This is a genomic window from Streptomyces sp. MI02-7b (assembly GCF_033793585.1).
In the GTDB taxonomy this organism is placed as follows: domain Bacteria; phylum Actinomycetota; class Actinomycetes; order Streptomycetales; family Streptomycetaceae; genus Actinacidiphila.
On record NZ_JARAWX010000008.1, the window covers coordinates 159,867 to 184,330 of the forward strand.

The window sequence follows — 24,464 nt, forward strand, 5'->3', positions numbered from 1 at the left end:
GAGGCAACCGGGGACGTCCCGATCACCGGGCCGGGCCGGGCAGCCCCGTCACCGGCGGCGGCACTCGCCCCCCGTACCGGCGACCGGGCCGACGAGCCCGCGCGCCCGCCGGCGTCGGGGAGACCGGCTGCTCGCGTCGCCCGTGCCGGCCCCCGGCGAAGGCACCCCGGCTCAGCGTGCCGCGGCCGGCCCGTCCTCCCCGAACGACCCGTGCCGGCCCGCACCCGCGGCGAAGCGGGCCGCGCCCTCGGCCGCCTCGGCGAGCGAGATCCGGCCGTGCCGCAGTTCCGCGGCGAGGGCCGCACCCTCCTGGAGACCCTCGGCGTCCAGCACGGCCAGCCGGTCGTGCCGTACGCAGGTCTGCGGGAACGCCGCGATCTCCGACGCCAGCCGCTCGGCCGCCTCGCGCGCGCCGCCCGCCGGGACGACCCGGTTGACCAGGCCCATGGTGTAGGCCTCGGCCGCGTCGACCGGACGCCCCGTCAGGATGAGGTCCATCGCCCGGGAGGTCCCGATGAGCCGCGGCAGCCGCACCGTGCCGCCGTCGATCAGCGGCACCCCCCAGCGCCGGCAGAACACCCCGAGCACCGCGTCCTCCTCCGCGACCCGCAGGTCGCACCAGAGGGCGAGTTCCAGGCCGCCGGCCACCGCGTGACCGGAGATCGCCGCGATGACCGGCTTGCCCAGCCGCATCCGGGTCGGGCCCATCGGGCCGTCGCCCCCGTCCCTCACCTCGGTCACCTCGTTGCCCCGCGGGGTGCCGATGGCCTTGAGGTCGGCACCCGCGCAGAAGGTGCCGCCCTCCCCCCACAGCACGGCGACCGAGGCTCCGGGATCGGCGTCGAACTCACGGAAGGCGGAGGCCAGTTCCCGTGCGGTCGGACCGTCCACGGCGTTGCGTGCCCCGGGGCGGGAGAGCACCACCGTGGTGACGGGTCCGCTGCGCTCCACACGTACGGCCATGACCACTTCCCTCCGCCGCCCGTCACCTCTGCCGGTTCACGCGAGGTTATCCCCGTGGGTCAGCGTCTCCCAGGCCACGAACAGGTTGTTGCTGCCGGCCGGCCGCTGCGACTCGGTCAGCGCCTGGGTGTTGGTCATGGCGTAGCCGAGGCGGTTGTGGATCGCGTTGTAGCCGACCTCGGTCACCGGCCCGAGCCCGAGGTTGAGGTGCCCGCCGCACAGCCACGAGGGCACGGCCTCACCGCGCTGGTACTTCGACTGGAAGCCGAGCGCCTGCCGCAGCCGTTCGCCGACCTGCGGGTACAGGTCCTGGCCCTGGATGCGGCTGGTCTCGGCGACGTGCGAGATCGCGGAGATGCCGTATCCGGTGTGGGTGAAGTCCCGGCAGGTCTCCTGGGTCAGGCCGGTCACGAAGGTGGACTGGCCCTGCCAGTAGCCGACGATCTCGTCCCGGGTGTCGAGCCCGCTGCCGGGCACGGTCTTCGGCAGCGCGCCGTCGGTGTCCAGGTAGACGTAGGCCGCGACACGGTTGAGGTAGCGGGTGACGGCCTTGTCGTAGGAGGCCTTGTCGTCGAGGAAGACGGAGATGCCGACGGCGGCCTCCATCATGCTCAGCTCCCAGTTGCCGTTGCTCTTGGAGCCGTTGATGACCTCGGGGAGGTAGACGGTGCGCAGCATGGTGGCGAACCGGTTCACGTTCGGCCAGTTGCCGTACGAGTAGCGGATGATCTCCGCGGCCCTCGGCCACACCGAGCCGGCCCAGCCGGTCTGCAGCGGGGCGTTGCTGTTGGTGTGGTCGGTGATGGTGGCCGACCAGGCGTCCATGAGCTGGATCGCCTTCTGCGCGTACCTGCTGTCGCGGGTGATGTACCACGCCAGCGCGTTGGTGTAGGCCGCGATCGCGTCCTCGCGCTCGTCGGTGCAACCGTAGTTGGGGTTGGAGTACGAGCCGCACTCGACCACCGCGCGCGGCTTGGGGTTCCGCGACTGCGAGGCGTAGGACGACGCCATCATCTGGTCGTACGCGGCCTTCCACGGCTGCGCTCCGGCCTGGACCTTGCCGCGCACGAAGTCGAGTTGGGACTGGCTGACCAGGACACCGGGGTGCGTGAAGGCGGCCGGAGCCGCCGAGGCGCGACCGGTGCCGGGTACCGCCGACAGCAGGGCGGCGACGAGGGCCGCGCTGAGGGCGAGGACGGACTTGGACAGGATGCCGCGTGTTCTGTGGGACATGTGGGGGACGCCTTCCCAGGAGACGGCACGTTCACAAGGGTGAACAAGGGACTCACCCGTGAACGATGCGATTGACGGATGACGGTAGGACTAGACCAATGCCGCGTCAACCCCCCTTGAACCAGAGGGGATTGCCATGCCATGCCTGGGCGGGCGGACAAAAGAATCAGGGGCGGCCGACTCCGTCCCACGAGTCGGCCGCCCCTCACAGGGTTCTCCCCCACGGTGAACCCCGTGGCTTTCGGGTCACACCTTCGCCGTCACCGCCTTCTCGACGGCCCGTCAGAAGGCGAAGACACCGTGCGTGTCACTGCCGCGCAGCATGCACGCGTTGCCGAACGCGCGGCTGAAGGTGACACGACGGCCTTCCCAGACCCCGTCCGCGGTGACGACGACCGGGTCCCAGATGCGGGTGCAGTTCGCACCCGGGGAGTCGGCGGTCAGCGCCGTGAAGTCACCCTGCACCGCCCTGAGTTCCGCACAGGCGGACGCCGGGTCCGGGTGGTCGCCGTACGGGGTCGGGCTGCACCGCAGCACCACCGTGCGCTGCATCGTCGCCGTGGCCGGATCCTCGCCCTTGCCCACGGACAGCACCACGGCGGAAGGTGCGTACAGACTCGCCGCACCCGCCGGCCGCGCCTCGGCGGTGCCGGCCGCCACTCCGGCCGAACCCACCGCCGCCACCAGGGCCAGACAGGCACTCACCGCACTGAACCGCATAGCGAACACTCCTTCGGCTCTCGCTCCGGTAATCGGACGTCCCGGAGTCTTGTGCATCGGACACGTCCGCGTCACATCGCTCCGCGACTTTCAGTCACCGATTGTTCACACTGTGCACTATCCGTTGTGTCGCACTTGGGGCGGGGCTGGGCGTCCGGTGAAAGGACTCAGCGGAGCCGCGGACTGGGTGAAAGCGCCTTCACGGCCCGACACATCATCTCCACATCGGCCGGAAAGCAGCGGGCCGCCACCGCGTTTCGTACGCGATGACGGCCCGATGGAGCAATGAACGGCGCGGCCCGCGGTGGCCGCGGGCGCGGCGTCAGCCGCTGTAGCCCGCGAAGATCTTCGAGAACTCGTACGGCGACTGCGCGATGTTGGTGCACATGTAGAGCGCGCCGTTGCAGGCGTTGCGGTCCCGCGTCATCTCCCAGAAGGCCAGCATCCCGAGGTGCTTGCCCTGGGCGAAGCCGACCAGCTGCCGCGCGTCGGCCTGGTCGTAGATGTGGCCGTCGTCGTTCTGGCCGAGCATCGGCGTGACCCCGGTCATGGCCCACACCTGAGCGTCGGTCTTGCCCGGATACAGGGTCTTGAGCTGCGCGAAGGTGCTGTTGGCGGCCTGGACCGCGGCGTCGCCGTAGTCGGTGGAGCGGTAGTAGTCCATCGCCATGATGTTGACGACGTCCAGGGTGACGCCCGCGTCCCGGGCGGAGCGCACGACGGCCAGTCCGTCGTCCGTCAGCCCCTCGGGCAGCGCGGGCAGGGTCAGCGAGATCCGCAGCCCGGGGTGGGCCTGCTGCAGCCGGGCCAGCGCCTGGGAGCGGCGGGCGACGGAGGCCGGGTCGGCGGTGGCCGCGCCCTCGATGTCGAAGTCGGCGTAGGTCAGGCCGTAGGCGTTCACCACGGCGTTGTACTCGGTGTACAGCGCGTCGACCGTCCCGCACGCCTGGGCCAGTTCGATGCCGGAGGCGCCGCCGAAGGAGATCTTGACGTCACCGCCGGCCGCGCGGATGGCGTCGATCTGGTCCTTGCCCCACGCCGCGCGCGGGTCGTACGCGTTGAACCACATCGCCTTGCAGGAGGAGGCGGTGATGAAGGCCATGGTGAAGCTCTTCAGTCCGCTCGCCGAGGACATGGCGGTCAGGCTGGGCGTCGGCCAGGCACCCATGTCGACGTAGGGGGCGGTCCTGACGCCGCCGGGCGGCGGGTTGGTGCCCCCGCCGGAGGTGGTCGTCCCGCTGACGGCGGTGCTGTACGCGGAGGTGTTGCCGGCCGCGTCCTTGGCCCGCACCCGGAAGGCGTAGGCGGTGCTCGCCGAGAGCCCGGTGGCGGTGTACGAGGTACCGGTCACCGCGACGGGCGTGCCGCCGTCGCGCGAGACCTCGTAGCCGGCGACGCTGCCGGAGTCGTCCGTGGAGGCGGTCCAGCGCACGGTGAGGGACGAACTCGTCGCCGAGCCGACGGTCACACCGGACGGGACGCTGGGCGCGGTGGTGTCGTTGCCCCCACCGCCGCCGGTACAGGAGCCGCCGTTGAGCTTGCAGCCGGTGGGCGCGCCGGTGCCGGTGGAGACCCAGCCGAAGGCGGCGGTCGCGCCGGGGGCCAGAGTGCCGTTGTAGTCGCGGTTCTTGAAGGTGTAGTGGCTGCCGCTCTGGGTGAGCAGCGTGTCCCAGTAGGAGCCGACGGAGGTACCGGAGGGCAGGTCGAATTCGACGGTCCATCCGCTGAGCGTGGTGGTGCCGCCGTTGGTGATCGTGTACTGCCCCTGGTAACCGGTGTCCCAGGTCGACGTCTTCACGAAGGCCGCGGTCGGGGTGGCCGCGGCGGCGGGCGGGGCGAGGAGCAGGACGAGCGCTCCGACGAGCGCGGTGACCAGGGCCAGAGTTCTTCGCATCCATGCCTCCACAGGCGGGAACAGGCGCAGATTTGGTCTGTACCAAAGCATCTGGTATAGACCTATCGACTTGATGCGTCCGCGTCAATAGCCGGTTCTGGCCGATCGGGTGACGCCCCGGCCGGGCCGCACCGGGCGGCGGCCGCCCGGCGGGCATCATCGGCTGCGAAGAGTCCTGGCGCTCCCCGACCGTGCCGGGTGGCCGGGAGGTACAGATGCACATCCTGTTGGTGGCTTCGGCGTTCAACAGCCTGACCCAGCGCGCCCTGGTGGAACTGACCGAACTGGGTCACAGCGTCGCCGTCGAGGTGACCCCGGACGGCGCAGCGGTGCGCGCGGCGGTGGCCCGGTACGAGCCGGAACTCGTCCTCGCGCCGATGCTCAAGGCGGCGATCCCGCCGGACGTCTGTGCCGCCCGCACCTGCCTGGTCGTCCACCCCGGACCGCCCGGCGACCGGGGCCCGGCCTCGCTGGACCGGGCGATCCAGGAGGGCGCCGCCGAGTGGGGCGTGACGGTCCTCCAGGCGGAGGCCGAGATGGACGCCGGGGCGGTCTGGGCCTCCGTGGGCTGCGCCGTTCCGCCGGTCGGCAAGAGCGACCTGTACCGCGGCGAGATCTCCGACGCCGCCATGGAGGCGGTTCTGCTGGCGGTCGACCGCGTCGCCTCCGGCGCCTACCTCCCGAGGCCGCAGACCGACGCGGCGGTCCGCCCGCACATCCGCGCCCGGCCGGCCGTCACCCAGGACGAGCGGCGCGTCGACTGGGCCCACGACACCACCGGGACCGTCCTGCGCAAGCTCCGCGCCGCCGACTCCCGGCCCGGCGTGCTGGACGAACTGCTCGGCGCCCGCTGGTTCCTGCACGGCGGCCACCCCGAGCAGCGGCTGCGCGGCGAGCCCGGGCGGCTGCTGGCCACCCGGGCGGGCGCGGTGTGCCGGGCGACGTCGGACGGCGCGGTGTGGATCCCGCGGCTGCGGGCCCGCCGCACCCCCGGCGGCCCGGGCACCTTCGCCCTGCCCGCGGTCACCGCGCTCGGCGCACTGCTGCCGGACCTCCCCGAGGTCCCCGCCCGGGGCGCGGACGAGGACGACTGGGCCGACATCCGCTACCGCGAGCAGGGGGCCGCGGGTGTGCTCTCGTTCTCGATCCCGGGCGGCGCCATGTCCACCGACGTCTGCCGCCGCCTGCTGACGGCATACCGGCGCGCCTGCGCCCGGCCCACCTCGGTGCTGGTGCTGGGCGGTGGCCGGGACGTGTTCTCCAACGGCATCGACCTCAAGACGATCGAGGCCGCCGCGGACCCCGCCGCGGAGTCCTGGGCCAACATCACGGCCATGAACGACCTCGTCGAGGCGGTCCTCACCACCACCGACCGCCTCGTCGTCGCCGCGCTGGGCGGCAACGCGGGCGCCGGCGGCGTGATGCTCGCCCTCGCCGCGGACGAGGTCTGGTGCCGCCAGGGCGTGGTGCTCAACCCGCACTACCGCCTGATGGGCCTGTACGGATCGGAGTACTGGACCTACTCCCTGCCCCGCCGTGTCGGAACCGGCACGGCGCGACGGCTCACCGAACGGGCCATGCCGGTCGGCGCCACGGAGGCGATGCGGCTCGGCCTGGTGGACCGGCTGCTGATGTGCGGACCACGGGACTTCGCCGCCGATGTGCGCCGGCTGGCCGCCCGCCTGGCCGGCACCGCCGCCGCCCAGGCCCGCGTCGCCGCAAAGAAGGCCGACCTCGAACGCCGCGAGGCGGTCCAGCCCCTGTCCGCCTACCGCGACGCCGAGCTCGCCCGCATGCGCGCCACCTTCTCCGACCCCGAGGCCCCCTACCACGCCCTGCGCGCCGCCTTCGTCCGCAGCCGTCCCTCCCCCGGATGCGGCACGGCGTGAGGAGCTATCGCTTCAGCCTCGAGAAGGTCGGCGGTACCTTCACCAGCACGCTCACGACGGTCAACGGCAACCCTGGACTCGTCCTGCGCCTCGACGGCGTGATCGACGGCTTCATGGCCGTACGCGTCGAGAACGGCCGGGTCACCGGGCTCTACTACGTCCGCAACCCCGAGGAGCTCACCTGCATCGAGTCCGAGACACCCCTCACCTCCCGCTGACCGCCCGAGCTGCCGGCCTCGGACCCCGGCGTTCCCCTCTCCGCTCATGTCGACCGCCGGACGCGTGGTCGGTCGGAGCGGTGAAGGCCCTGGGCGCGCGGCGTGTATGTCAGTGGACCCCGCCGTCCTGCCGGCGCCTCTCACCCCCGCAGCGTCAACGCGGTGTAGGCGGCTTCCGCATGGCGGGGGTCCGGGGTGTCCGCGGGGGCCTGGGCGAGGAAGTGGTGCGGGGTGCCGTCGAAGCGGATGCGCCCCTCGGAGAGCACGGTGACGCGGTCGGCCTCTCCGGCCAGGTCCGCCACGTCGTGGGTCGACATCAGGACGCTGAGACCGCCGGCGCCCAAGGCGGCACCCAGCATGTCGCGGAAGACGCGCCGCTGGGTGGGGTCCATGCCCGCCGTCGGCTCGTCCAGGAGCAGGACCCGGGAGTCGTGCACCAGGGCGGCGGCGACCCCGACGCGGCGCAGTTGACCTCCGGAGAGGTTCTTCACCCGGTCCCCCGCTTGGTCCTGGAGGCCCACCCTGGAGAGCGCGTCCAGCGCACGGTCCCAGGCGTCCCCGCGGTTCATGCCCTTCAACCAGCCCGTGTAGGCGACCTGCTCCCTGGCGGTCAGCCCCGCCATGGGGGTGACCTGCTGTGGCATCCACGAGACGCGCCGACGGTATTCGCGCGCCGTCGAAGCGATCGCGTCCCAGGAGATGCGGCCGGACTGCGGCCGGATCACGGAGGCCCCGAGTCGCAGGAGCGTGGACTTTCCGGCGCCGTTCGGCCCGAGGAGGACGGTGAGGCCTTCCTGAAGCTCGTACGAGAAGTCCGCCAGCACCGGCCGGTTGCGGCGCTTGTAGCGGTAGGTGCAGTCGGTGAACGTGAGGCTCATGGGCGCTGTCCTTGCCGAGTCGTCGTGCAGTGGTCGAGTCCGGCGCCGAGGAGCAGGGCAGCCACGGCGGCGACCGCGGCGGTGAACGATCGCCCCCGGGGTCATCCGGGAGAACTCCCCCACGCACCGGAGTGCCTCCATGCCGGGCCACGCAAGCGTTCACAGAGGCCGCCCAGCGAACCGGCCTGAAAAGCAGATCACCGGATTGGCCCCCTTCAACATCCCGCTCCGGCGAGCCAGTCGCTATCAAGGGGAGGAGATGCCGTTATGTGGCATTTGCCGCTCTCTGAGGAGGCATCCCCATGGATGCGACTGCTGCGACCACGAACGCCGCCGCCCCCACCCCGGCCGACGACGAGGCGCCGATCCACATTCTCTGGATCAACGCCGGGCTCAGCTGCGACGGCGACTCCGTGTCGCTCACCGCCGCGACGCTGCCCAGCATCGAGGAGATCGCCCTCGGCGGGCTCCCCGGCCTGCCGAAGATCGCCGTGCACTGGCCGCTGATCGACTTCGAGTGCGGTCCGGTCCAGGGCGCCGACAACTTCATCGAGTGGTTCTTCAAGGCCGAGCGCGGCGAGATCGACCCCTTCGTGCTGGTCGTCGAGGGGTCCATCCCCAATGAGTCGATCAAGGCCGAGGGCTACTGGTGCGGTTTCGGCGACAACCCGGAGACGGGCCAGCCAATCACCACCAGCGAGTGGATCGACCGCCTGGCGCCCAAGGCCCTGGCCGTGGTCGCCATCGGCACCTGCGCCACGTACGGCGGCATCCACGCCATGGAGGGCAACCCGACCGGCGCCATGGGCGTGCCCGACTACCTGGGCTGGGAGTGGAAGTCCAAGGCGGGCATCCCGATCGTCTGCGTGCCCGGGTGCCCGATCCAGCCGGACAACTTCGCGGAGACGCTGACGTACCTGCTCTACCAGGCGGCCGGCTCCGCGCCGATGATCCCGCTGGACGACAAGCTGCGCCCGGCCTGGCTGTTCGGCGCGACCGTCCACGAGGGCTGCGACCGGGCCGGCTACTACGAGCAGGGCCAGTTCGCCGACCGCTACGACTCCCCGCAGTGCCTGGTGAAGATCGGCTGCTGGGGCCCGGTGGTCAAGTGCAACGTCCCCAAGCGCGGCTGGATGGACGGCGTCGGCGGCTGCCCCAACGTCGGCGGCATCTGCATCGCGTGCACCATGCCGGGCTTCCCGGACATGTTCATGCCGTTCATGGACGAACCGCCCGGCGCACGGCTGTCCAGCACCGCCAGCGGCGTGTACGGCGCGGCGATCCGCAGGCTCCGCTCCATGACGGCCAAGACCGTCGACCACGAGCCCAAGTGGCGCCACACCGGCCGCAAGCTCACCACCGGTTACAAGGCGCCCTGGTGACCCCAGGGCACCGCACCGGCCACCGACCCCGGCACTGACCCCGGCCGCCGACCCCGGCCTCCCCCGCTTGACGAAGGGCACGCAGAACCATGGCTCCGAAGACGAAGACGGCCGGAGACGGCAGTGGCCTGATGGAGATGTCCTGGGATCCGATCACCCGGATCGTGGGCAGCCTCGGCATCCACACGAAGATCGACTTCAAGCAGAAGCGGGTCGCCGAGTGCTACAGCACCTCGTCGGTCTTCCGCGGCTACAGCGTCTTCATGCGGGGCAAGGACCCGCGCGACGCGCACTTCATCACCAGCCGCATCTGCGGCATCTGCGGTGACAACCACGCGACCTGCTCGGTGTACGCGCAGAACATGGCGTACGGCGTCAAGCCGCCGCACCTCGGCGAGTGGATCATCAACCTCGGCGAGGCCGCGGAGTTCATGTTCGACCACAACATCTTCCAGGAGAACCTGGTCGGGGTCGACTACTGCGAGAAGATGGTCCGCGAGACCAACCCGGGCGTCCTGGAGCTGGCCGAGCGCACCGAGGCGCCGCACGCCGCGGAGCACGGCTACCGCACCATCGCGGACATCATGCGCTCGCTCAACCCGCTGGAGGGCGAGTTCTACCGCGAGGCGCTCCAAGTGAGCCGCTACACGCGGGAGATGTTCTGCCTGATGGAGGGCCGGCACGTCCACCCCTCCACGCTGTACGCGGGCGGCGTCGGCACCATCGCGTCGGTCCAGCTGTTCACCGACTACCTCACCCGGCTGATGCGGTACGTGGAATTCATGAAGCGGGTCGTGCCGCTCCACGACGACCTCTTCGACTTCTTCTACGAGGCCCTGCCCGGCTACGAGGAGGTCGGCCGCCGCCGCATCATGCTCGGCTGCTGGGGCGCCTTCAACGACCCGGAGTACTGCGACTTCACCTACGCCAACATGACCGACTGGGGCCGGCGGATGTTCGTCTCCCCCGGCATCGTCGTGGACGGCAAGCTGGTCACCAACGACCTGACGAACATCAACCTCGGCATCCGGATCCTCCTGGGCAGCTCGTACTACCAGGACTGGGAGGGCCAGGAGCAGTTCGTCACGCACGACCCGCTCGGCAACCCGGTCGACCCGCGCCACCCGTGGAACCAGCACACCATCCCGGCGCCGCAGAAGCGGGACTTCGACGACAAGTACAGCTGGGTCATGTCGCCGCGCTGGTTCGACGGCCAGGAGCACCTGGCCCTCGACACCGGCGGCGGCCCGCTGGCCCGCCTGTGGTCGACGGCGCTCAACGGGCTGGTCGACATCGGCTATGTGAAGGCCACCGGGCACAGTGTGGTCATCAACCTGCCCAAGACGCTGACCAAGCCGGAGACCACCTTCGAGTGGAAGATCCCGCAGTGGAGCAACGCCCTGGAGCGCAACCGGGCACGGACCTACTTCCAGGCCTACGCCGCCGCCTGCGCCCTGCACTTCACGGAGAAGGCGCTGGAGGAGGTCCGCGCGGGCCGCACCCAGACCTGGGAGAAGTTCGAGGTCCCCGAGGAGAGCATCGGCGTGGGCTTCACCGAGGCGGTGCGCGGCGTGCTCTCGCACCACATGGTGATCCGCGGCGGCAAGATCGCCAACTACCACCCGTACCCGCCCACGCCCTGGAACGCGAGCGTGCGCGACACCTACGGCACGCCCGGCCCCTACGAGGACGCCGTGCAGAACACCCCGATCTTCGAGGAGAACTCCCCGGAGAACTTCAAGGGCATCGACATCATGCGCGCCGTGCGCAGCTTCGACCCCTGTCTGCCGTGCGGTGTCCACATGTACGTCGGCGGCGGCCGCACCGTGGAGAAGCTGCACGTCCCCACCGGCCTGAGCGGCATGGCCGGATGAGCGCGGAGCGGACCGCGCGGCGGATCGAGGAGATCCTGGACGGCCTCGCCGCCTCGGGCGACGGCGAGGCCGCGGCCGCCGCCGAGGAACTGGTGCGCACGCTCATGGAGTTCTACGGGGCGGGCCTGGCCCGCGCCGTGGAACTCCTGGAGAAGCGCGGCACCGACCCCATGGCCGCGCTGCTGGCGGACGAGGTGGTGGCGGGCCTGCTCGTCCTGCACGACCTGCACCCCGAGGACACCCTCACGCGGGCCGGGCGCGCGGTCCACGCCGCCCGGGCCGGCACCTCGGTGGACATCGAGCACTTCGACCCCGACAGCGGCACGCTGCGGCTGGCCGCCCGCGAGGGCGGCGGCTGCGGCTGCCCGAGCACCATGGACGCCACCCGGCAGCGCATCGAGGCCGCGCTGTCCTGCTGGGCGCCCGAGGTGACCGCGGTCGAGCTGCCGCAGGCCGGTCCCGCCGCGCGGGAACCCGCCCTGCTCCAGATCGGCACCCGCCCGCCGGGGGCGCCGTGAACCCGCTGTCCCCACCCGCGGCGGGGCTGCGCCGCTTCGTCGCCCCGCGCCCGGCCGCACCCGAACGGTGCGAGCTGTGCGGGGAGACGCTGACCGGTCCCCACCGGCACCTGGTGGACGTCGGCCGGCGCGCGCTGGCGTGCGCCTGCACGCCCTGCTCGCTGCTCTTCGACCGGCCGGGCGCCGGCGGCGGCCGTTTCGCCTCCGTGCCCGACCGCTATCTCTCCGACCCCGGCTCGGTGCCGGACGCCGTGGCCTGGCAGCGGCTGCGCATCCCGGTGTCGGTGGCCTTCTTCTTCCACAACGCCTCCCTCGACCGGCCCGTCGTGCTCTACCCCAGCCCGGCGGGCGCCACCGAGAGCGACGTGGACCCGGGCACCTGGGAGGCCGTGTTCGGCGACTCGCCACTGGCGCGCGCGCTGCGACCGGATGTGGAGACGCTGCTGGTGCGCCGCGAGGGCGACGGCGGCGAGTGCTACCTGACGCCGGTCGACCGCGCGTACGAACTGGTCGGCCGGCTGCGGCTGACCTGGCAGGGCTTCGACGGCGGGCCCGGGGCGCGCGCCGAGCTCGCCGCCTTCTTCGACGACCTACGACAGCGGGCGGCCGCCGTGCCGCGGGAAGGGAACCGGTCGTGACCGACCTGGGCTTCACGTGCACGGGCGTACGGGCCGATCCGTACGCCGCCGGACCGACGCTCGTCTTCCGGCTGCGGATCACCGCCTCCGGCGGGGAGCGGGTGCACGCGATCGCACTGCGCTGCCAGTTGCGCATCGAGCCGGCACAGCGCGGGTACACACCGGCCGAGGCCGAGGGCCTGGACGACCTGTTCGGCGGGCCCGAACGCTGGGGCACCACGCTGCAACCGCTCCAGTTCGCCCAGGTGCCGGTGATGGTGCCCGGCTTCACCGGCGAGGTCGAGGTCGATCTGCCGGTGCCGTGCACCTACGACATGGACATCGCCTCCGCCAAGTACTTCGACGCACTGGAGGAGGGCGAGGCACCGCTGCTGATGCTGTTCTCCGGCACCGCCTTCCTCGGACCCGGCGGATTCCAGGTGCTGCCCGTGCCCTGGCACAAGGAGGCCACGTGCCGCCTTCCGGTGGCGGTGTGGCGGGAGACGATCGACGCGCACTTCCCCGGCTGCGGCTGGATCCGGCTGCCGCGCGGCTCCATGGACGCGTTGCGGTCCTTCCGCAGCCGGCACGCGCTGCCGTCCTGGGAGGCCACCGTGGAGGCCCTGCTCGCCGGAGCGGCACGGTGACGGCCGGCGCCGCGGAGGCGGCGGGGACCGCGGGGACGGCCGAACGCTTCGGCACCGCCCGCAAGGTGGCCGACGCCGTGCTCTTCGAGGGCTACGTCCTCTACCCGTACCGGGCGTCGTCGGCGAAGAACCGCATGCGCTGGCAGTTCGGCGTGCTCGTGCCCCCGGCGTGGGCGGCAGCGTCGGGCGAACCCGCCGCGCAGCGCACCGAACTCCTCATGGAGCCGCGCGCGGACGCCGTGCTCCACGCCGAGCTGCGCTTCCTGCACGCCCAGCGGCGCACCGTCCGGCGCCTGCTGCCCGACGGGTCGTACCAGCCGGTGGAGGCGCTGGAACTGCCCGACCGGGTCCTGGTGCCCTGGGACGAGGGGTGCGAGGAGCGCGTCGAACTGAAGGCCGGCGTGGCCGAGTTGACCGCGGGCGGCATTACACTCCCGTTCACCCTGCCCGCGGCCGAGACCACCGAGCCGGTCGAGGGCGAGGGCGGCGCGCCTGTCGGCGCGGTCGTCCGGCGCCGCGAGGCGCTGGAAGGCGTGGTCCGGATCTCCGCGGAGGAACTGCCGGGCCCCTACCGGGTCCTGCGGCTGACCGCCGTCGTGGAGAACACCGGCCCGGGCACCGCGAACCGGCGCGAGGACGCCCTCGCGCACTCGCTGGTGTCGGCACACCTGATGCTCGGGCTGACCGCGGGCTCGTTCGTCTCCATGACCGATCCGCCGCAGTGGGCGCGCGGAGCCGTCGCGGAGTGCCGCAACGAGCAGACGTGGCCGGTGCTGGCGGGCGACGACGGTGCCGCCGACGTGGTGCTGTCCTCCCCCATCATCCTGGAGGACCATCCGCGCATCGCCCCGGAGAGCGCCGGCGCGATGTACGACGCCACCGAGATCGACGAGATCCTGGCCCTGCGCACCGCCGCCCTCACCGACGAGGAGAAGCGGCACGCCAGGGGCACCGACGACCGCGCCGCCGCCGTCATCGACCTGGCGGAGACCATGCCGCCGGAGGTGATGGAGCGTCTGCACGGGGCCGTACGGGCGCTGCGCGAGGTCACCGGGCCGGACCCGGTGCCGTCCGTGACCGCGCCGGACACGCCCTGGTGGGACCCGGGCGCCGACGCCTCGGTGGACCCGGCGCGCGACCGCGTGGTGATCGAGGGCGCGTCCGTCGGCGCGGGCAGCCGGGTCGTGCTGCGCCCCGGCAAGCGGCGCACCGACGCCCAGGACCTGTTCCTGCACGGGCGCGGTGCGCTGGTGGAAGCGGTGCTGCGCGACGTGGACGGCGGGGTGCACCTCGCGGTCACCGTGGACGGCGACCCGGGCGCGGAACTCCGGCGCCAGCAGGGGCGGTTCCTGTACTTCCAGCCCGACGAACTGGCCCCGGCGGAGGAGGCGTGAGCGGCGGGGGCGTGAGCGGCGGCGTGCTGGTCGCCGGCATCGGCAACATCTTCCTGGGCGACGACGGCTTCGGCGTCGAGGTCGTACGGCGGCTGGCCGGGCACCCGCTGCCGGAGGGCGCCGAGCTCACCGACACCGGCGTCCGCGGGGTGCACCTGGCGTACCGGCTGCTGGACGGCTACCGCTGCGTGGTCCTGGTCGACGCCGTGCCGGGGGGCGAGCCGCCCGGCACCCTGCGGCTGATCGAGGTGCCGCCGCAGCCGGCGGCCGACCCCGCGCAGCCGCCGGTCGTCGACGGCCACCGCATGACGCCGGACGCCGTCCTGGCCCTGCTGGACACCCTCAGCGCCGGCACGGGCGCGGGCAGACGTCCCACGCGCGTGCTGGTCGTGGGCTGCGAACCGGCCTGCCTGGACGAGGGCATCGGCCTCAGCGCACCCGTCGCCGCCGCCGTGGACGAGGCCGTGGGCCTCGTGCTCCGGGTCGTCGGGGAGGAGTGCGCGCGGGCCGGAAGTCCGCGCACGGCGAGCGGTCCCGCGGCTCGTCCGCGGTGAGCGGATCCGGCCGAGCAGACCCCACCACGCAAACAGCGGAACCAACAGAAAGGAGCACCCGCCATGTGGAAGATCGCCCTCGGCGCGGTGGGGGCGGCCGCGGCCGTCCTCGCCATGTCCCGCGTCCTGCCCGACGTGAAGCGCTACATGCACATTCGGTCCATGTGAGGCCGAACGGGTACCCGCCGCCGGGCCGGCGGCGTGGCGGGCGGGGGGCCCGCCACGACCGGCCTCTAATGGAGCCGCGCGAGCCGGGGGTACCGCCGGGCGGCAGCCGGTGGCCCGGCCGGCGCCCCACACCGGAGATGAGACCGATGCACGAGATGTCCATCGCGATGGCGGTGGTGGAGCAGGTCGAGCAGGCCGCCGCCCGCCTGGCGGCCGACGGCGCCGTCCCGCCCGCCGTGCGGGAGGTCCGGCTGGAGGTGGGCGAACTCGCCGGCGTGCTGCCCGACTCCCTGTCCTTCTGCTTCGACCTCGCCTGCTCCGGCACCGTCCTGGAGGGCTCGTCCCTGACGGCCGGGACCGTGCCGGGCCGGGCCCGGTGCGCCCCCTGCGACCACGAGTGGCCGACCGGGATGCCCCCGCAGCTGGGCTGCCCCCGCTGCGGCGCGGGCGCGTCGGAGCTGCTGTCCGGTCGCGAACTGCGCATCACCGAAGTGCGGTGGGCCGAGCCGGTCCCACCCGGCCCGCCCGTCCCGCTGTCCGCACCACTCGCCGAGGAGCGCTGAACGCCATGTGCAAAGTCACCGACCTGCAGCAGTCCGTGCTCGCCAGGAACGACCACGGCGCCGCGCACCTGCGTGAGGACCTCGCCGCGCGCGGGACCGTCATGGTGAACCTGCTGTCCAGCCCCGGGAGCGGCAAGACCGCCCTCCTGGAGGCGGAACTGAGCCTGGCCCGCGGGCGCGGCGTGCCGGTCGCCGCGCTCACCGCCGACCTCGCCACCGAGAACGACGCGCTGCGCCTGGGCCGTTCGGGCGCGCCGGTGCGGCAGGTGCTGACCGACGGGCTGTGCCATCTGGAGTCCCGGATGGTGCGCTCGCACGTCGACGACTGGCTGCCCGGGGACACCCACCTGCTGTTCGTGGAGAACGTCGGCAACCTGGTGTGCCCGGCCTCCTACGATCTCGGCGAGTCGCTGCGCGTGGTCCTCGCCTCGGTCACCGAGGGCGAGGACAAGCCGCTGAAGTACCCCAGCGCCTTCGGACTGGCGCAGCTGGTCCTGATCACCAAGTACGACATCGCGGCGGCCGTGGACTTCGACGAGGGGGCGTTCCTCGCCAACGTCGCCCAGGTGAACCCGGGGGTCGAGGTGGTCCGCACCTCGGTGCGCGACGGTGAGGGCGTGGGTGTGCTGCTGGAGCGGGCGCTCGCGGTGCACGCCGGGGCCGCCGTCCACCGGCCCGTGATGGCGCGCACCGCCGTGGGGCACGGGCACTGATGGCCGGCCGGCCGGCCCCGGCGGCCGACGCCGCCGCGCAGCGCCGCAGGGTGCTGGTGCGGGGCGTGGTGCAAGGGGTCGGCTTCCGCCCGTTCGTCTTCGGACTGGCCCGGGAACTCGGTCTTTCGGGGCACGTCGGCAACACCGGTGAGGGCGTGGTCGCCGAGGTCGAGGGCGCCCCGGCGGCCGTCGCCGCCTTCTGCGTCCGCATCGGCACCGACGCCCCGCCGCTGGCGGTGGTCGAGTCCGTCTCGCACGCCGCGGTACCGCTCGCCGGTGGCTCGGACTTCGCCATCGCGCCCTCACGGGCGGGCGGGGGCGCCGCGCGGACACTGGTCTCCCCCGACACCGCGACCTGCGGGGCCTGCCTGGCGGAGCTCCGCGACCGGGGCGACCGCCGCTTCCGCCACCCGTTCATCACCTGCACGCACTGCGGGCCGCGCTTCACGATCGTGACCGCACTGCCCTACGACCGGGCGAACACCACGATGGCCCGGTTCCCGATGTGCGGGGCCTGCCGGGCGGAGTACGAGGACCCGGGCGACCGGCGCTTCCACGCGCAGCCGGTGTCCTGCCACGACTGCGGTCCGCGGCTGCGGCTGCTGGTGCGGCGCGGGCGCGGCACGGTGGAGGCGGCGGCGCACGATCCGCTCGGCGGCGCGCGACGGCTGCTCGCGGACGGCGCGATCCTCGCCGTGAAGGGGCTCGGCGGCTACCACCTGGCCTGCGACGCGGCGAACGACACGAGCGTACGGCTGCTGCGGACGCGCAAGAACCGGGGCGACAAGCCGTTCGCCCTGATGGCCCGGGACCTCGCGGACGTCACGCGACTGGCCCATGTGGACGCCGCGGAGTGGACGTTGCTGGCCGGGGCCCGGCGCCCCGTCGTGCTGCTGCGGCGGCGGCCCGGTACCGGCGGTGTGGCGCCGGCCGTCGCGCCGCGGGTCGCCGACCTCGGCGTCATGCTGCCGTACACCCCGGTGCACCATCTGCTGCTGGGACTGCCCGGCGACCCGCCGGGTCCCCGGCTGCTGGTGATGACCAGCGGCAACCTGGGCGGCGAACCCATCGTCACGGACGACGAGGACGCCCTGCGCCGGCTCGCGGGGCTCGCCGACGCGTGGCTCACGCACGACCGGCCGATCCATGTGCCCTGCGACGACTCGGTGGTGCGGATCTGCGACGGCGGTGAACTCCCGGTACGGCGCTCGCGCGGTTACGCGCCCTTCCCGGTGCCACTGCCGGTGTCCGTGCTCCCGGCGCTCGCCGTCGGCGGCGACCTGAAGAACACCTTCTGTGTGGGCGAGGGGCGGCACGCCTGGATGTCGGCGCACGTCGGTGACATGGACGACCTGGAGACGCTGACCGCCTTCGGCGCCGCGGAACGGCAGCTGGAGGACATCACCGGCGTGCGGCCGGTCCTGCTGGCCGCCGACCGGCACCCGGGCTACCGGTCGCTGGGCTGGGCTCGCCGCGCGGCGGGCGGGCGTCCGCTGCGCCAGGTGCAGCACCACCACGCGCACGTCGCCGCGGCGATGGCCGAGGCGGGGCTCGACGGTACCGCGCCGGTGCTCGGTGTCGCCTTCGACGGCACCGGCCACGGCGACGACGGCGCCGTCTGGGGCGGGGAGTTCCTGGTCGCCGACTACGACGGCTTCCGGCGCGCGGCCCATCTCGCCTACGTGCCGCTGCCGGGCGGGGACGCCGCGGTCCGCAGGCCCTACCGCATGGCGCTGGCGCACCTGTGGGCGGCCGGTCTGCCCTGGACGGCCGGCCTGCCGTGCGTGGCAGCCTGCCCGCAGGACGAACTCCGCCTCTTGGCGACGCAGTTGGAACGCGGCCTGGCCTGCGTCCCCACCTCCAGCATGGGCCGGCTCTTCGACGCGGTCTCCGCGCTGGCCGGGGTCTGCCAGGAGGCCGGGTACGAGGCGCAGGCGGCCGTCGAGCTGGAGGCCGCCGCGGTCGCCGCCGGCGAACTGCCCGTGCGGGGTTACGCGTTCGCGCTGCGTCCCGGCGGCGGTGCGGACGGCGCCACCGCCTGCGACGCGGGCCCGGTGCTCGCGGGCGTCGTCGCGGACCTGGGCCGCGGCGTGCCGGCGGGCGTCGTCGCGGGCCGCTTCCACCGTGCCGTGGCCGACCTCGTGCTCCGGGTGTGCGCCGCCGTACGCGACCGCGACGGCGTCGCGACGGTCGCCCTGAGCGGCGGCGTCTTCGCCAACGCGCTGCTGTCCGCCGCCTGCGCGGGCGCGCTGCGCGCGGACGGCTTCGAGGTCCTGCTCCACCGCCTGGTGCCGCCGAACGACGGCGGCCTGGCGCTCGGCCAACTCGTCGCCGCTGCCCGCGGCGACGGCCCGCGGACCCCCCACCCAGAGCGAGGAGACAGCTGATGTGCCTGGCGGTACCCGGCAAGGTGCTGGAGATCGAGGAACGTGACGGGACAAGGATGGCGACCGTCGACTTCGGCGGCGTGATCAAGGACGTGTGCCTGGAGTACCTGCCCGACCTCCAGGTCGGCGAGTACGCCATCGTCCACGTCGGCTTCGCGCTGCAGCGCCTGGACGAGGAGTCGGCGCGGCAGACGCTCGCCCTCTTCGGCAACCTGGGCCTGCTGGAGGAGGAGTTCGGCGACCCGTGGCAGCAGGCGGCGGCCGAGGCGGGCACCACCCCGTCCGGGACGGCCACAGCGGGGGTGGAGACGGACCGGTGAAGTACATCGAGGAGTTCCAGGACCCCGCACTGGCCAAGCGGCTGCTGGACGACATCCGCGCCACCGTGACCCGGCGCTGGGCGCTGATGGAGGTGTGCGGCGGCCAGACCCACACCATCATCCGGCACGGCATCGACCAGTTGCTGCCCGAGGAGGTCGAGCTCATCCACGGGCCCGGCTGCCCGGTCTGCGTGACGCCGCTGGAGGTCATCGACAAGGCCCTGGAGATCGCCTCCCGGCCCGAAGTGATCTTCTGCTCCTTCGGCGACATGCTGCGCGTGCCCGGCACCGGCCGCGACCTGTTCCGGGTGCGCAGCGAGGGCGGCGACGTGCGGGTGGTCTACTCCCCGCTCGACGCGCTGCGGATCGCCCGGGAGAACCCCGACCGACAGGTGGTGTTCTTCGGCATCGGCTTCGAGACCACCGCCCCGCCCAACGCCATGACGGTGTACCAGGCGCGCAGGCTCGGCATCCGCAACTTCAGCCTGCTGGTCTCGCACGTCCGGGTGCCCCCCGCGATCGAGGCGATCATGCGGTCGCCGGACGTGCGGGTGCAGGCGTTCCTGGCCGCCGGGCACGTGTGCAGCGTGATGGGGACTGAGGAGTACCCGGAGCTGGCGGACGGCTTCGGCGTGCCCATCGTCGTCACCGGCTTCGAGCCGCTGGACATCCTGGAGGGGGTGCGCCGCACCGTGCGCCAGCTGGAGCGCGGCGAGCACACCGTCGAGAACGCCTACCCGCGCGCCGTCCGCCCCGAGGGCAACGCGGCGGCCAAGGCGATGCTCGCGGACGTCTTCGAGGTCACCGACCGGGCGTGGCGCGGCATCGGGGTCATCCCGGACAGCGGCTGGCGGCTCTCCCCGCGCTACCGGGAGTTCGACGCGGAGCACCGCTTCGAGGTCACCGGCATCTCCACCCGGGAGCCGGCCGCCTGCCGCAGCGGCGAGGTGCTGCAGGGCCTGATCAAGCCGCACGAGTGCGAGGCGTTCGGCACCGCCTGCACCCCCCGCAATCCGCTGGGCGCCACGATGGTCTCCAGCGAGGGGGCCTGTGCCGCCTACTACCTCTACCGCCGGCTCGGCGGCACCAGCGCACCTCTGGAGGCGAGCCCCGTTGGCTGAGACCGCTGACACCCTTGCGGCACCGGACTTCTCCGGCTGGACCTGCCCCGCGCCGCTGCGCGACCAGCCCCGTGTGGTGATGGGGCACGGCGGCGGTGGGACGCTGTCGGCCGAACTCGTCCGGCACGTCTTCGCCCCGGCCTTCGGCGGGCCCGTGCTGGCCCAGCTCGCCGACTCCGCGGTGGTGCCGCTCGGCGGGGCACGGCTGGCGTTCTCCACCGACTCGTACGTGGTGCGGCCGCTGTTCTTCCCCGGCGGCAGCATCGGGGACCTGGCCGTCAACGGCACGGTCAACGACCTCGCGATGAGCGGCGCCCGTCCGGCCTTCCTGTCCTGCGGGTTCATTTTGGAGGAGGGTGTGGAGATGCCGCTGGTCGCCCGGGTCGCCGAGGCGATCGGCGCGGCCGCGCGGACCGCCGGGGTCGAGATCGTCACCGGGGACACCAAGGTCGTCGAGTCCGGCCACGGCGACGGGATCTACATCAACACCGCGGGCATCGGCCTGGTCCCCGAGGGGGTCGACATCCGGCCGCAGCGCGCGGAGCCGGGCGACGTCGTCATCGTCAGCGGGGAGATCGGCGCGCACGGCGTCGCCGTCATGAGCGTCCGCGAGGGGCTGGAGTTCGACGTCGAGATCGAGAGCGACTGCGCTCCGCTGAACGGTCTCGTCGAGGCGATGCTCGCGGTGACGACCGATCTGCATGTGCTGCGCGACCCCACCCGGGGCGGGCTCGCCGCCGCGCTCAACGAGATCGCCGCCGCCTCCGGGGTCGGCGTCGTCGTCGAGGAGCGCGCGGTGCCCGTGCCCTCCCCGGTCGCCAACGCGTGCGCGGTGCTCGGCCTGGACCCGTGGTACGCGGCGAACGAGGGCAAACTCGTGGCCTTCGTCCCCCGGGCCCATGCCGACGCGGTGCTGGCGGCTCTGCGCGCGCACCCGCTGGGGACCCGGGCGGCCGTGATCGGCGAGTGCGTCGAGGACCACGCGGGCATGGTGGTCGCGCGCACCGGACTCGGCGGCACCCGGGTGGTCGATCTTCCACTGGGCGAACAACTCCCCCGGATCTGCTGACTCCTCACCGGCGCGGCCGGGTGCGGGGCCCCCGCACCCGGCCGTGCCCACCGGCAGGGGTGCGCCCGGCCGTCCGGGGCAGCAGGGATGCAGGACGCGGCCCCGCCGCACCCGACGCCCGAGGAGGACGCGATGACCTTCCAGCACCCGGTGGAACGCACCGACGAACGCGGCCGCGGCGGCCGCTTCGAGCAACTGGCGGAGGGGGCCTCGAACTTCACGGCCTCCCCCGCCTTCTACGGGGTGTGCGTCGTCATGGTGTCCGCCTTCGTCGTCGTCCACGTCCTCGGGCTGCCGCTGAACTGGCAGTTGTTCGCGGCGGACCTGATGACGGCGGTCACCCTGCTCCTGCTGGCGCTGCTGAAGAACTCCGAGCGCCGCGCCGAGCACGCCCTGCAGACCAAGCTGGACGCGATCGCCGCCGCCCTGCTGGAGCAGGGCGGCAGCTCGCACGAGGCGCGCGACGCGTTGCGCAAGGTGATCGGCATCCACGAGGAGGCCTGACGGGCCCCGGGACGGATCAGCCGGTGACGCTCGCGGCGCCGGTCTCCAGGTGGCCGGTGAAGCGGCGCGACCAGGACGCGTCGGAGCCGATCGTGACCGTGAAGTCGTACCAGCCCGAGGAGTACGCGACGGCGTTGAAGAAGTCGTCGGTGCTGCCGCCGGCGGGAACGGTGTAGGTCCAGGGGCCGTCGGTGCGGTACTGGTTCGCCCTGATGGTGAAGGTGACGGCGGCGGCGGAGGTGTTGGTCATGCGGAACCAGACCGCCTGCTTGCCCGTGTCGGGCGCGGCCGCGTAGGTCGGGACGACCTCGCAGGCCTTGCCGGCCGCCTTGGCGTCCCCGGTGAAGCGGCGCAGGAAGCGGTTGGGGCCGACGAGGGTCAGGTCGTACTTGCCGTCGCCGTAGCCGGAGCCGATGTTGAAGTAGTCGCTGCCGGTCCCGCCCGCGTCGATCGTGTACTGCCAGGGCACGCGGCTGCGGTAGGCGTTGGGGTGGACGGAGAAGTGCGCGGCGCCGGTGGCCTGGGCACCCTGGTTGCTCATGGCGATCCAGGCCAGGATCGAGCCGCCGCTGCCGAACTCCAGCCGGTCCAGGTGGCCGTTCGGCTGGTAGGGCAGGGCGCGGGCGGGCCGGGTGCCCGCCTCCTGCACGGGCAGCGCGTTGGTGGTGGGCCTGGGGTTGGGCAGGGGGGCACAGGTGTCGATGCCGATGACGGATGTCGCGGGCAGCGCGGGCAGTCCGGTGACCGGCGCGGTGAAGTCGAAGCAGCGGGTCAGGTCGCCGGTCACCTTGCGGCGCCAGGCGCTGATGTTGGGGCTGGTGGCGGGCGTGCCCAGGGCCGCGGTCCAGCGTTCCATGAAGCGGATGACGGAGGTGTGGTCGTAGACCTCGGAGGACACCCAGCCGCCGCGCGTCCAGGGCGAGACGACGATCATCGGGACGCGGAAGCCCAGCCCGTAGGGCGTGCCGTTCAGGAACTCGCCGGCCGTGCCGGCGGGCGGGGACGGCGGCGGGACGTGGTCGAAGTAGCCGTCGTTCTCGTCGTAGTTGAGGAAGAGCACGGTCGAGTCGAAGACCGCCGGGTTCGCGCTCAGGGCCTGGAGCACCTGGTGCACGAAGTGCGCGCCGTCGCCGGGCGGGGCGTAGGGGTGCTCGGAGAAGGCCTGGTTGGGGACGATCCACGAGACCTGGGGCAGGGTGCCGGCCAGCACGTCGGCCTTGACGGCGGCCACGATGTCGTCCGGCGTCGAGCCGGTCGTGCGCGGGACTGAGGCCATGCCGCGGTCGTGCAGCGGGGTGCCCGCGGCGGCCTGGGTGAACTGCTTGAAGTACGCCAGGCCGTTGTCGCCGTAGTTGTCGTCGGCGTTCTGGTAGACCCGCCAGCTCACCCCGGCGTTCTGCAGGGCCTCGGCGTACGTCTGCCAGGCCAGGCCCGACTCGTCGCCGCCGTCGTGGCTGGAGGAGTCGACCTTCCCGCTCCACAGGTACGTCCGGTTGGGTCCGGTCGCGCTCAGGGTGGAGGAGTAGTAGGCGTCGCAGATGGTGTAGGCGTCCGCGAGGGCGTAGTGGAAGGGGATGTCGGCCCGGGTGAGGTGGCCGAGGGAGCGCACGTTGCCGACGCCGGAGACCCAGGAGTCCAGGGCGCCCTTGTTCCAGGCGGCGTGCTGGGAGGACCAGCTGTGCGGCAGGTCGCCGTTGCACTGGGCGAGCGTCTCGGGGTCGGCGCCGCCGGCGGCGGGCGTGGCGCTGAGCCGCCAGGGGTACTGCCGTCCGGTGCCGTTCGGCTGGTTGAAGACCGACTGGCCGCCGGACAGGGTGATGGCGGCCCGGTCGCCGAAGCCGCGCACACCCCCCAGCGTCCCGAAGTAGTGGTCGAAGCTGCGGTTCTCCTGCATCAGCACGACCACGTGCCGTACATCGGCGATGGTGCCGGCGGCGGCTGCCGCCTGCTGCTGCGGCGCCGCGGCGCCCGTCTGCGTGACGGCGGCCCCCGCGGCCGCCCCCGCGGACAGGGCCACGAACTTCCGGCGACTGATACCCGTCATCCCACCGATCCTTGTCGACTCGACGTCAGGTGCGTGTGATCGCAGGCAAGGGTGCCGCCGGGCGGCGGAAGGGACCAGGGGTTCGCGGCGGCGGGCACCGGTCCGCCGGGTGAATGTCCGGGGAACACCGCCTCGACCGGGCTTTTTCCCGCTTTCGGGTGGCGTTCGGCGTCCGAACGGAAGAGTCTTGGAGGCAGAGGGGGCACGCGGCCCGCGAGGCGGCGCGCCGACGTCGGTGGTGGCGGCGCGTGAGCGAGGAGACGGACATGAGCGACAACGACATGGGTGATGAGGTCTACCAGCCGGACGGGTCCGAGGTGCAGGACGACGCCGGGTTGCTGGAGCCCGAGGACACGCTGGACTACCACGGCGTGGACCAGGTGCTCGACGAGGGCTACTCGCCGCCGGAGCGGCCCTGGGCGGTGAACAAGGCGGCCACCACCGCGGAAGGCCGCCTGCGGGGGGAGACGCTGGACGAACGTCTGGCCGAGGAGCTTCCGGACCTGGCCGTCCCGACCGGTGACGGTATCGGTGACGCCTGGGACACCGACGGTGAGCTGATCGACGACGAGGTCGGCGGGCCGCGCGCGGGCCGGCTGGTCGCCCCGGACGAGGGCGCGCACTACGAGACCGAGGGCCTGGTCGCGTACGACATCGGTGTCGACGGGGCCGCCGCCTCCGCCGAGGAGGCCGCGATGCACCTCGTACGGGGCGCCGACGAGTACTGATCGCCCCCGGGCCCTGATCTCCCTGGCCCCTGTCGTCGCACTGGTTCCCCCGGCCACCGCCGGGGG

24 protein-coding genes are annotated in these 24,464 nt (G+C 73.0%); 18 read left to right on the forward strand and 6 right to left on the reverse strand.

All coding sequences use genetic code 11. From position 1 onward, the window contains the following. Nucleotides 1-171: 171 nt before the first annotated feature. The 4 genes from PV364_RS15545 to PV364_RS15560 all read right to left on the reverse strand — a co-directional run bounded on the left by PV364_RS15545 (nucleotide 172) and on the right by PV364_RS15560 (nucleotide 4,810). Nucleotides 172-963, reverse strand: coding sequence for a crotonase/enoyl-CoA hydratase family protein (locus tag PV364_RS15545; RefSeq protein ID WP_319660541.1), 792 nt, complete (start codon nucleotides 961-963; stop codon nucleotides 172-174). A gap of 36 nt (nucleotides 964-999) precedes the next feature. Continuing rightward, the gene (locus PV364_RS15550; protein WP_319660542.1) at nucleotides 1,000-2,196 is read right to left on the reverse strand and encodes an alginate lyase family protein; all 1,197 of its coding nucleotides are present in this window, start codon (nucleotides 2,194-2,196) and stop codon (nucleotides 1,000-1,002) included. Between the two features lie 282 nt (nucleotides 2,197-2,478). Beyond that, entirely contained in the window at nucleotides 2,479-2,916 is a 438-nt protein-coding gene (locus PV364_RS15555; RefSeq protein ID WP_319660544.1) for a subtilase-type protease inhibitor, read from the reverse strand. A 322-nt stretch (nucleotides 2,917-3,238) separates the two neighbouring features. Next, nucleotides 3,239-4,810, reverse strand: a complete 1,572-nt coding sequence (locus tag PV364_RS15560) for a cellulose binding domain-containing protein (protein ID WP_319660546.1) — start codon at nucleotides 4,808-4,810, stop codon at nucleotides 3,239-3,241. Between the two features lie 215 nt (nucleotides 4,811-5,025). Here PV364_RS15560 and PV364_RS15565 point away from each other — a divergent pair, with 215 nt between their 5' ends. Both PV364_RS15565 and PV364_RS15570 read left to right on the forward strand, forming a co-directional pair. Further along, nucleotides 5,026-6,699, forward strand: coding sequence for an enoyl-CoA hydratase-related protein (locus tag PV364_RS15565; protein WP_319660549.1), 1,674 nt, complete (start codon nucleotides 5,026-5,028; stop codon nucleotides 6,697-6,699). Next, complete coding sequence (locus PV364_RS15570; protein ID WP_401973926.1) at nucleotides 6,696-6,917, forward strand: hypothetical protein; 222 nt, start codon at nucleotides 6,696-6,698, stop codon at nucleotides 6,915-6,917. Before PV364_RS15565 ends, PV364_RS15570 begins: the two co-directional genes overlap by 4 nt. 140 nt (nucleotides 6,918-7,057) lie before the next feature. Here the strand turns inward: PV364_RS15570 and PV364_RS15575 are convergent, their stop codons facing one another. Beyond that, nucleotides 7,058-7,795, reverse strand: coding sequence for an ABC transporter ATP-binding protein (locus PV364_RS15575; protein WP_319660551.1), 738 nt, complete (start codon nucleotides 7,793-7,795; stop codon nucleotides 7,058-7,060). Between the two features lie 302 nt (nucleotides 7,796-8,097). Between PV364_RS15575 and PV364_RS15580 the strand changes: the two genes are divergently transcribed. From PV364_RS15580 to PV364_RS15645, 15 genes are all read left to right on the forward strand, one after another. Beyond that, complete coding sequence (locus PV364_RS15580) at nucleotides 8,098-9,177, forward strand: hydrogenase expression protein HypE (protein ID WP_319660553.1); 1,080 nt, start codon at nucleotides 8,098-8,100, stop codon at nucleotides 9,175-9,177. An 89-nt stretch (nucleotides 9,178-9,266) separates the two neighbouring features. Next, nucleotides 9,267-11,051, forward strand: coding sequence for a nickel-dependent hydrogenase large subunit (locus PV364_RS15585; RefSeq protein ID WP_319660555.1), 1,785 nt, complete (start codon nucleotides 9,267-9,269; stop codon nucleotides 11,049-11,051). Continuing rightward, nucleotides 11,048-11,569: a hypothetical protein gene (locus PV364_RS15590; RefSeq protein ID WP_319660557.1), complete on the forward strand. Its 522-nt coding sequence runs from the start codon at nucleotides 11,048-11,050 to the stop codon at nucleotides 11,567-11,569. Before PV364_RS15585 ends, PV364_RS15590 begins: the two co-directional genes overlap by 4 nt. A 5-nt stretch (nucleotides 11,570-11,574) precedes the next feature. Continuing rightward, nucleotides 11,575-12,207, forward strand: coding sequence for a DUF5947 family protein (locus tag PV364_RS15595; protein ID WP_319660746.1), 633 nt, complete (start codon nucleotides 11,575-11,577; stop codon nucleotides 12,205-12,207). Beyond that, nucleotides 12,204-12,833, forward strand: coding sequence for a DUF6084 family protein (locus tag PV364_RS15600; protein WP_319660559.1), 630 nt, complete (start codon nucleotides 12,204-12,206; stop codon nucleotides 12,831-12,833). The genes PV364_RS15595 and PV364_RS15600 overlap by 4 nt, the downstream gene beginning before the upstream one ends. Further along, a complete protein-coding gene (locus PV364_RS15605) occupies nucleotides 12,830-14,227 on the forward strand; it encodes a hypothetical protein (protein ID WP_319660561.1) in 1,398 nt (465 codons plus the stop codon). Before PV364_RS15600 ends, PV364_RS15605 begins: the two co-directional genes overlap by 4 nt. Then, complete coding sequence (locus PV364_RS15610; RefSeq protein WP_319660563.1) at nucleotides 14,224-14,781, forward strand: hydrogenase maturation protease; 558 nt, start codon at nucleotides 14,224-14,226, stop codon at nucleotides 14,779-14,781. The genes PV364_RS15605 and PV364_RS15610 overlap by 4 nt, the downstream gene beginning before the upstream one ends. 63 nt (nucleotides 14,782-14,844) lie before the next feature. After that, entirely contained in the window at nucleotides 14,845-14,949 is a 105-nt protein-coding gene (locus PV364_RS41245; RefSeq protein ID WP_384276552.1) for a DUF6893 family small protein, read from the forward strand. Nucleotides 14,950-15,095: 146 nt separating this feature from the next. After that, the gene (locus PV364_RS15615; RefSeq protein WP_319660565.1) at nucleotides 15,096-15,512 is read left to right on the forward strand and encodes a hydrogenase maturation nickel metallochaperone HypA; all 417 of its coding nucleotides are present in this window, start codon (nucleotides 15,096-15,098) and stop codon (nucleotides 15,510-15,512) included. 5 nt (nucleotides 15,513-15,517) lie between these two features. After that, nucleotides 15,518-16,225, forward strand: a complete 708-nt coding sequence (gene hypB, locus PV364_RS15620; RefSeq protein ID WP_319660567.1) for a hydrogenase nickel incorporation protein HypB — start codon at nucleotides 15,518-15,520, stop codon at nucleotides 16,223-16,225. Then, complete coding sequence (gene hypF, locus PV364_RS15625) at nucleotides 16,225-18,612, forward strand: carbamoyltransferase HypF (protein WP_319660569.1); 2,388 nt, start codon at nucleotides 16,225-16,227, stop codon at nucleotides 18,610-18,612. Before hypB ends, hypF begins: the two co-directional genes overlap by 1 nt. Continuing rightward, the gene (locus PV364_RS15630; protein WP_319660571.1) at nucleotides 18,612-18,932 is read left to right on the forward strand and encodes a HypC/HybG/HupF family hydrogenase formation chaperone; all 321 of its coding nucleotides are present in this window, start codon (nucleotides 18,612-18,614) and stop codon (nucleotides 18,930-18,932) included. Before hypF ends, PV364_RS15630 begins: the two co-directional genes overlap by 1 nt. Continuing rightward, nucleotides 18,929-20,053, forward strand: coding sequence for a hydrogenase formation protein HypD (gene hypD / locus PV364_RS15635; protein ID WP_319660573.1), 1,125 nt, complete (start codon nucleotides 18,929-18,931; stop codon nucleotides 20,051-20,053). The genes PV364_RS15630 and hypD overlap by 4 nt, the downstream gene beginning before the upstream one ends. 79 nt (nucleotides 20,054-20,132) lie before the next feature. Next, a complete protein-coding gene (gene hypE / locus PV364_RS15640) occupies nucleotides 20,133-21,122 on the forward strand; it encodes a hydrogenase expression/formation protein HypE (RefSeq protein ID WP_401973988.1) in 990 nt (329 codons plus the stop codon). A gap of 132 nt (nucleotides 21,123-21,254) precedes the next feature. Next, nucleotides 21,255-21,626 carry a low affinity iron permease family protein gene (locus tag PV364_RS15645; RefSeq protein ID WP_319660577.1) on the forward strand — a complete coding sequence of 124 codons (372 nt, stop codon included), beginning with the start codon at nucleotides 21,255-21,257 and terminating at the stop codon, nucleotides 21,624-21,626. A gap of 16 nt (nucleotides 21,627-21,642) precedes the next feature. Here PV364_RS15645 and PV364_RS15650 read toward each other — a convergent pair whose 3' ends face one another. Then, a complete protein-coding gene (locus PV364_RS15650) occupies nucleotides 21,643-23,670 on the reverse strand; it encodes a phosphocholine-specific phospholipase C (protein ID WP_319660578.1) in 2,028 nt (675 codons plus the stop codon). Nucleotides 23,671-23,936: 266 nt separating this feature from the next. On the opposite strand from PV364_RS15650, the gene PV364_RS15655 reads away from it, so the two are divergent. Beyond that, nucleotides 23,937-24,398 carry a DUF5709 domain-containing protein gene (locus tag PV364_RS15655; protein WP_319660579.1) on the forward strand — a complete coding sequence of 154 codons (462 nt, stop codon included), beginning with the start codon at nucleotides 23,937-23,939 and terminating at the stop codon, nucleotides 24,396-24,398. Nucleotides 24,399-24,464 lie beyond the last annotated feature (66 nt).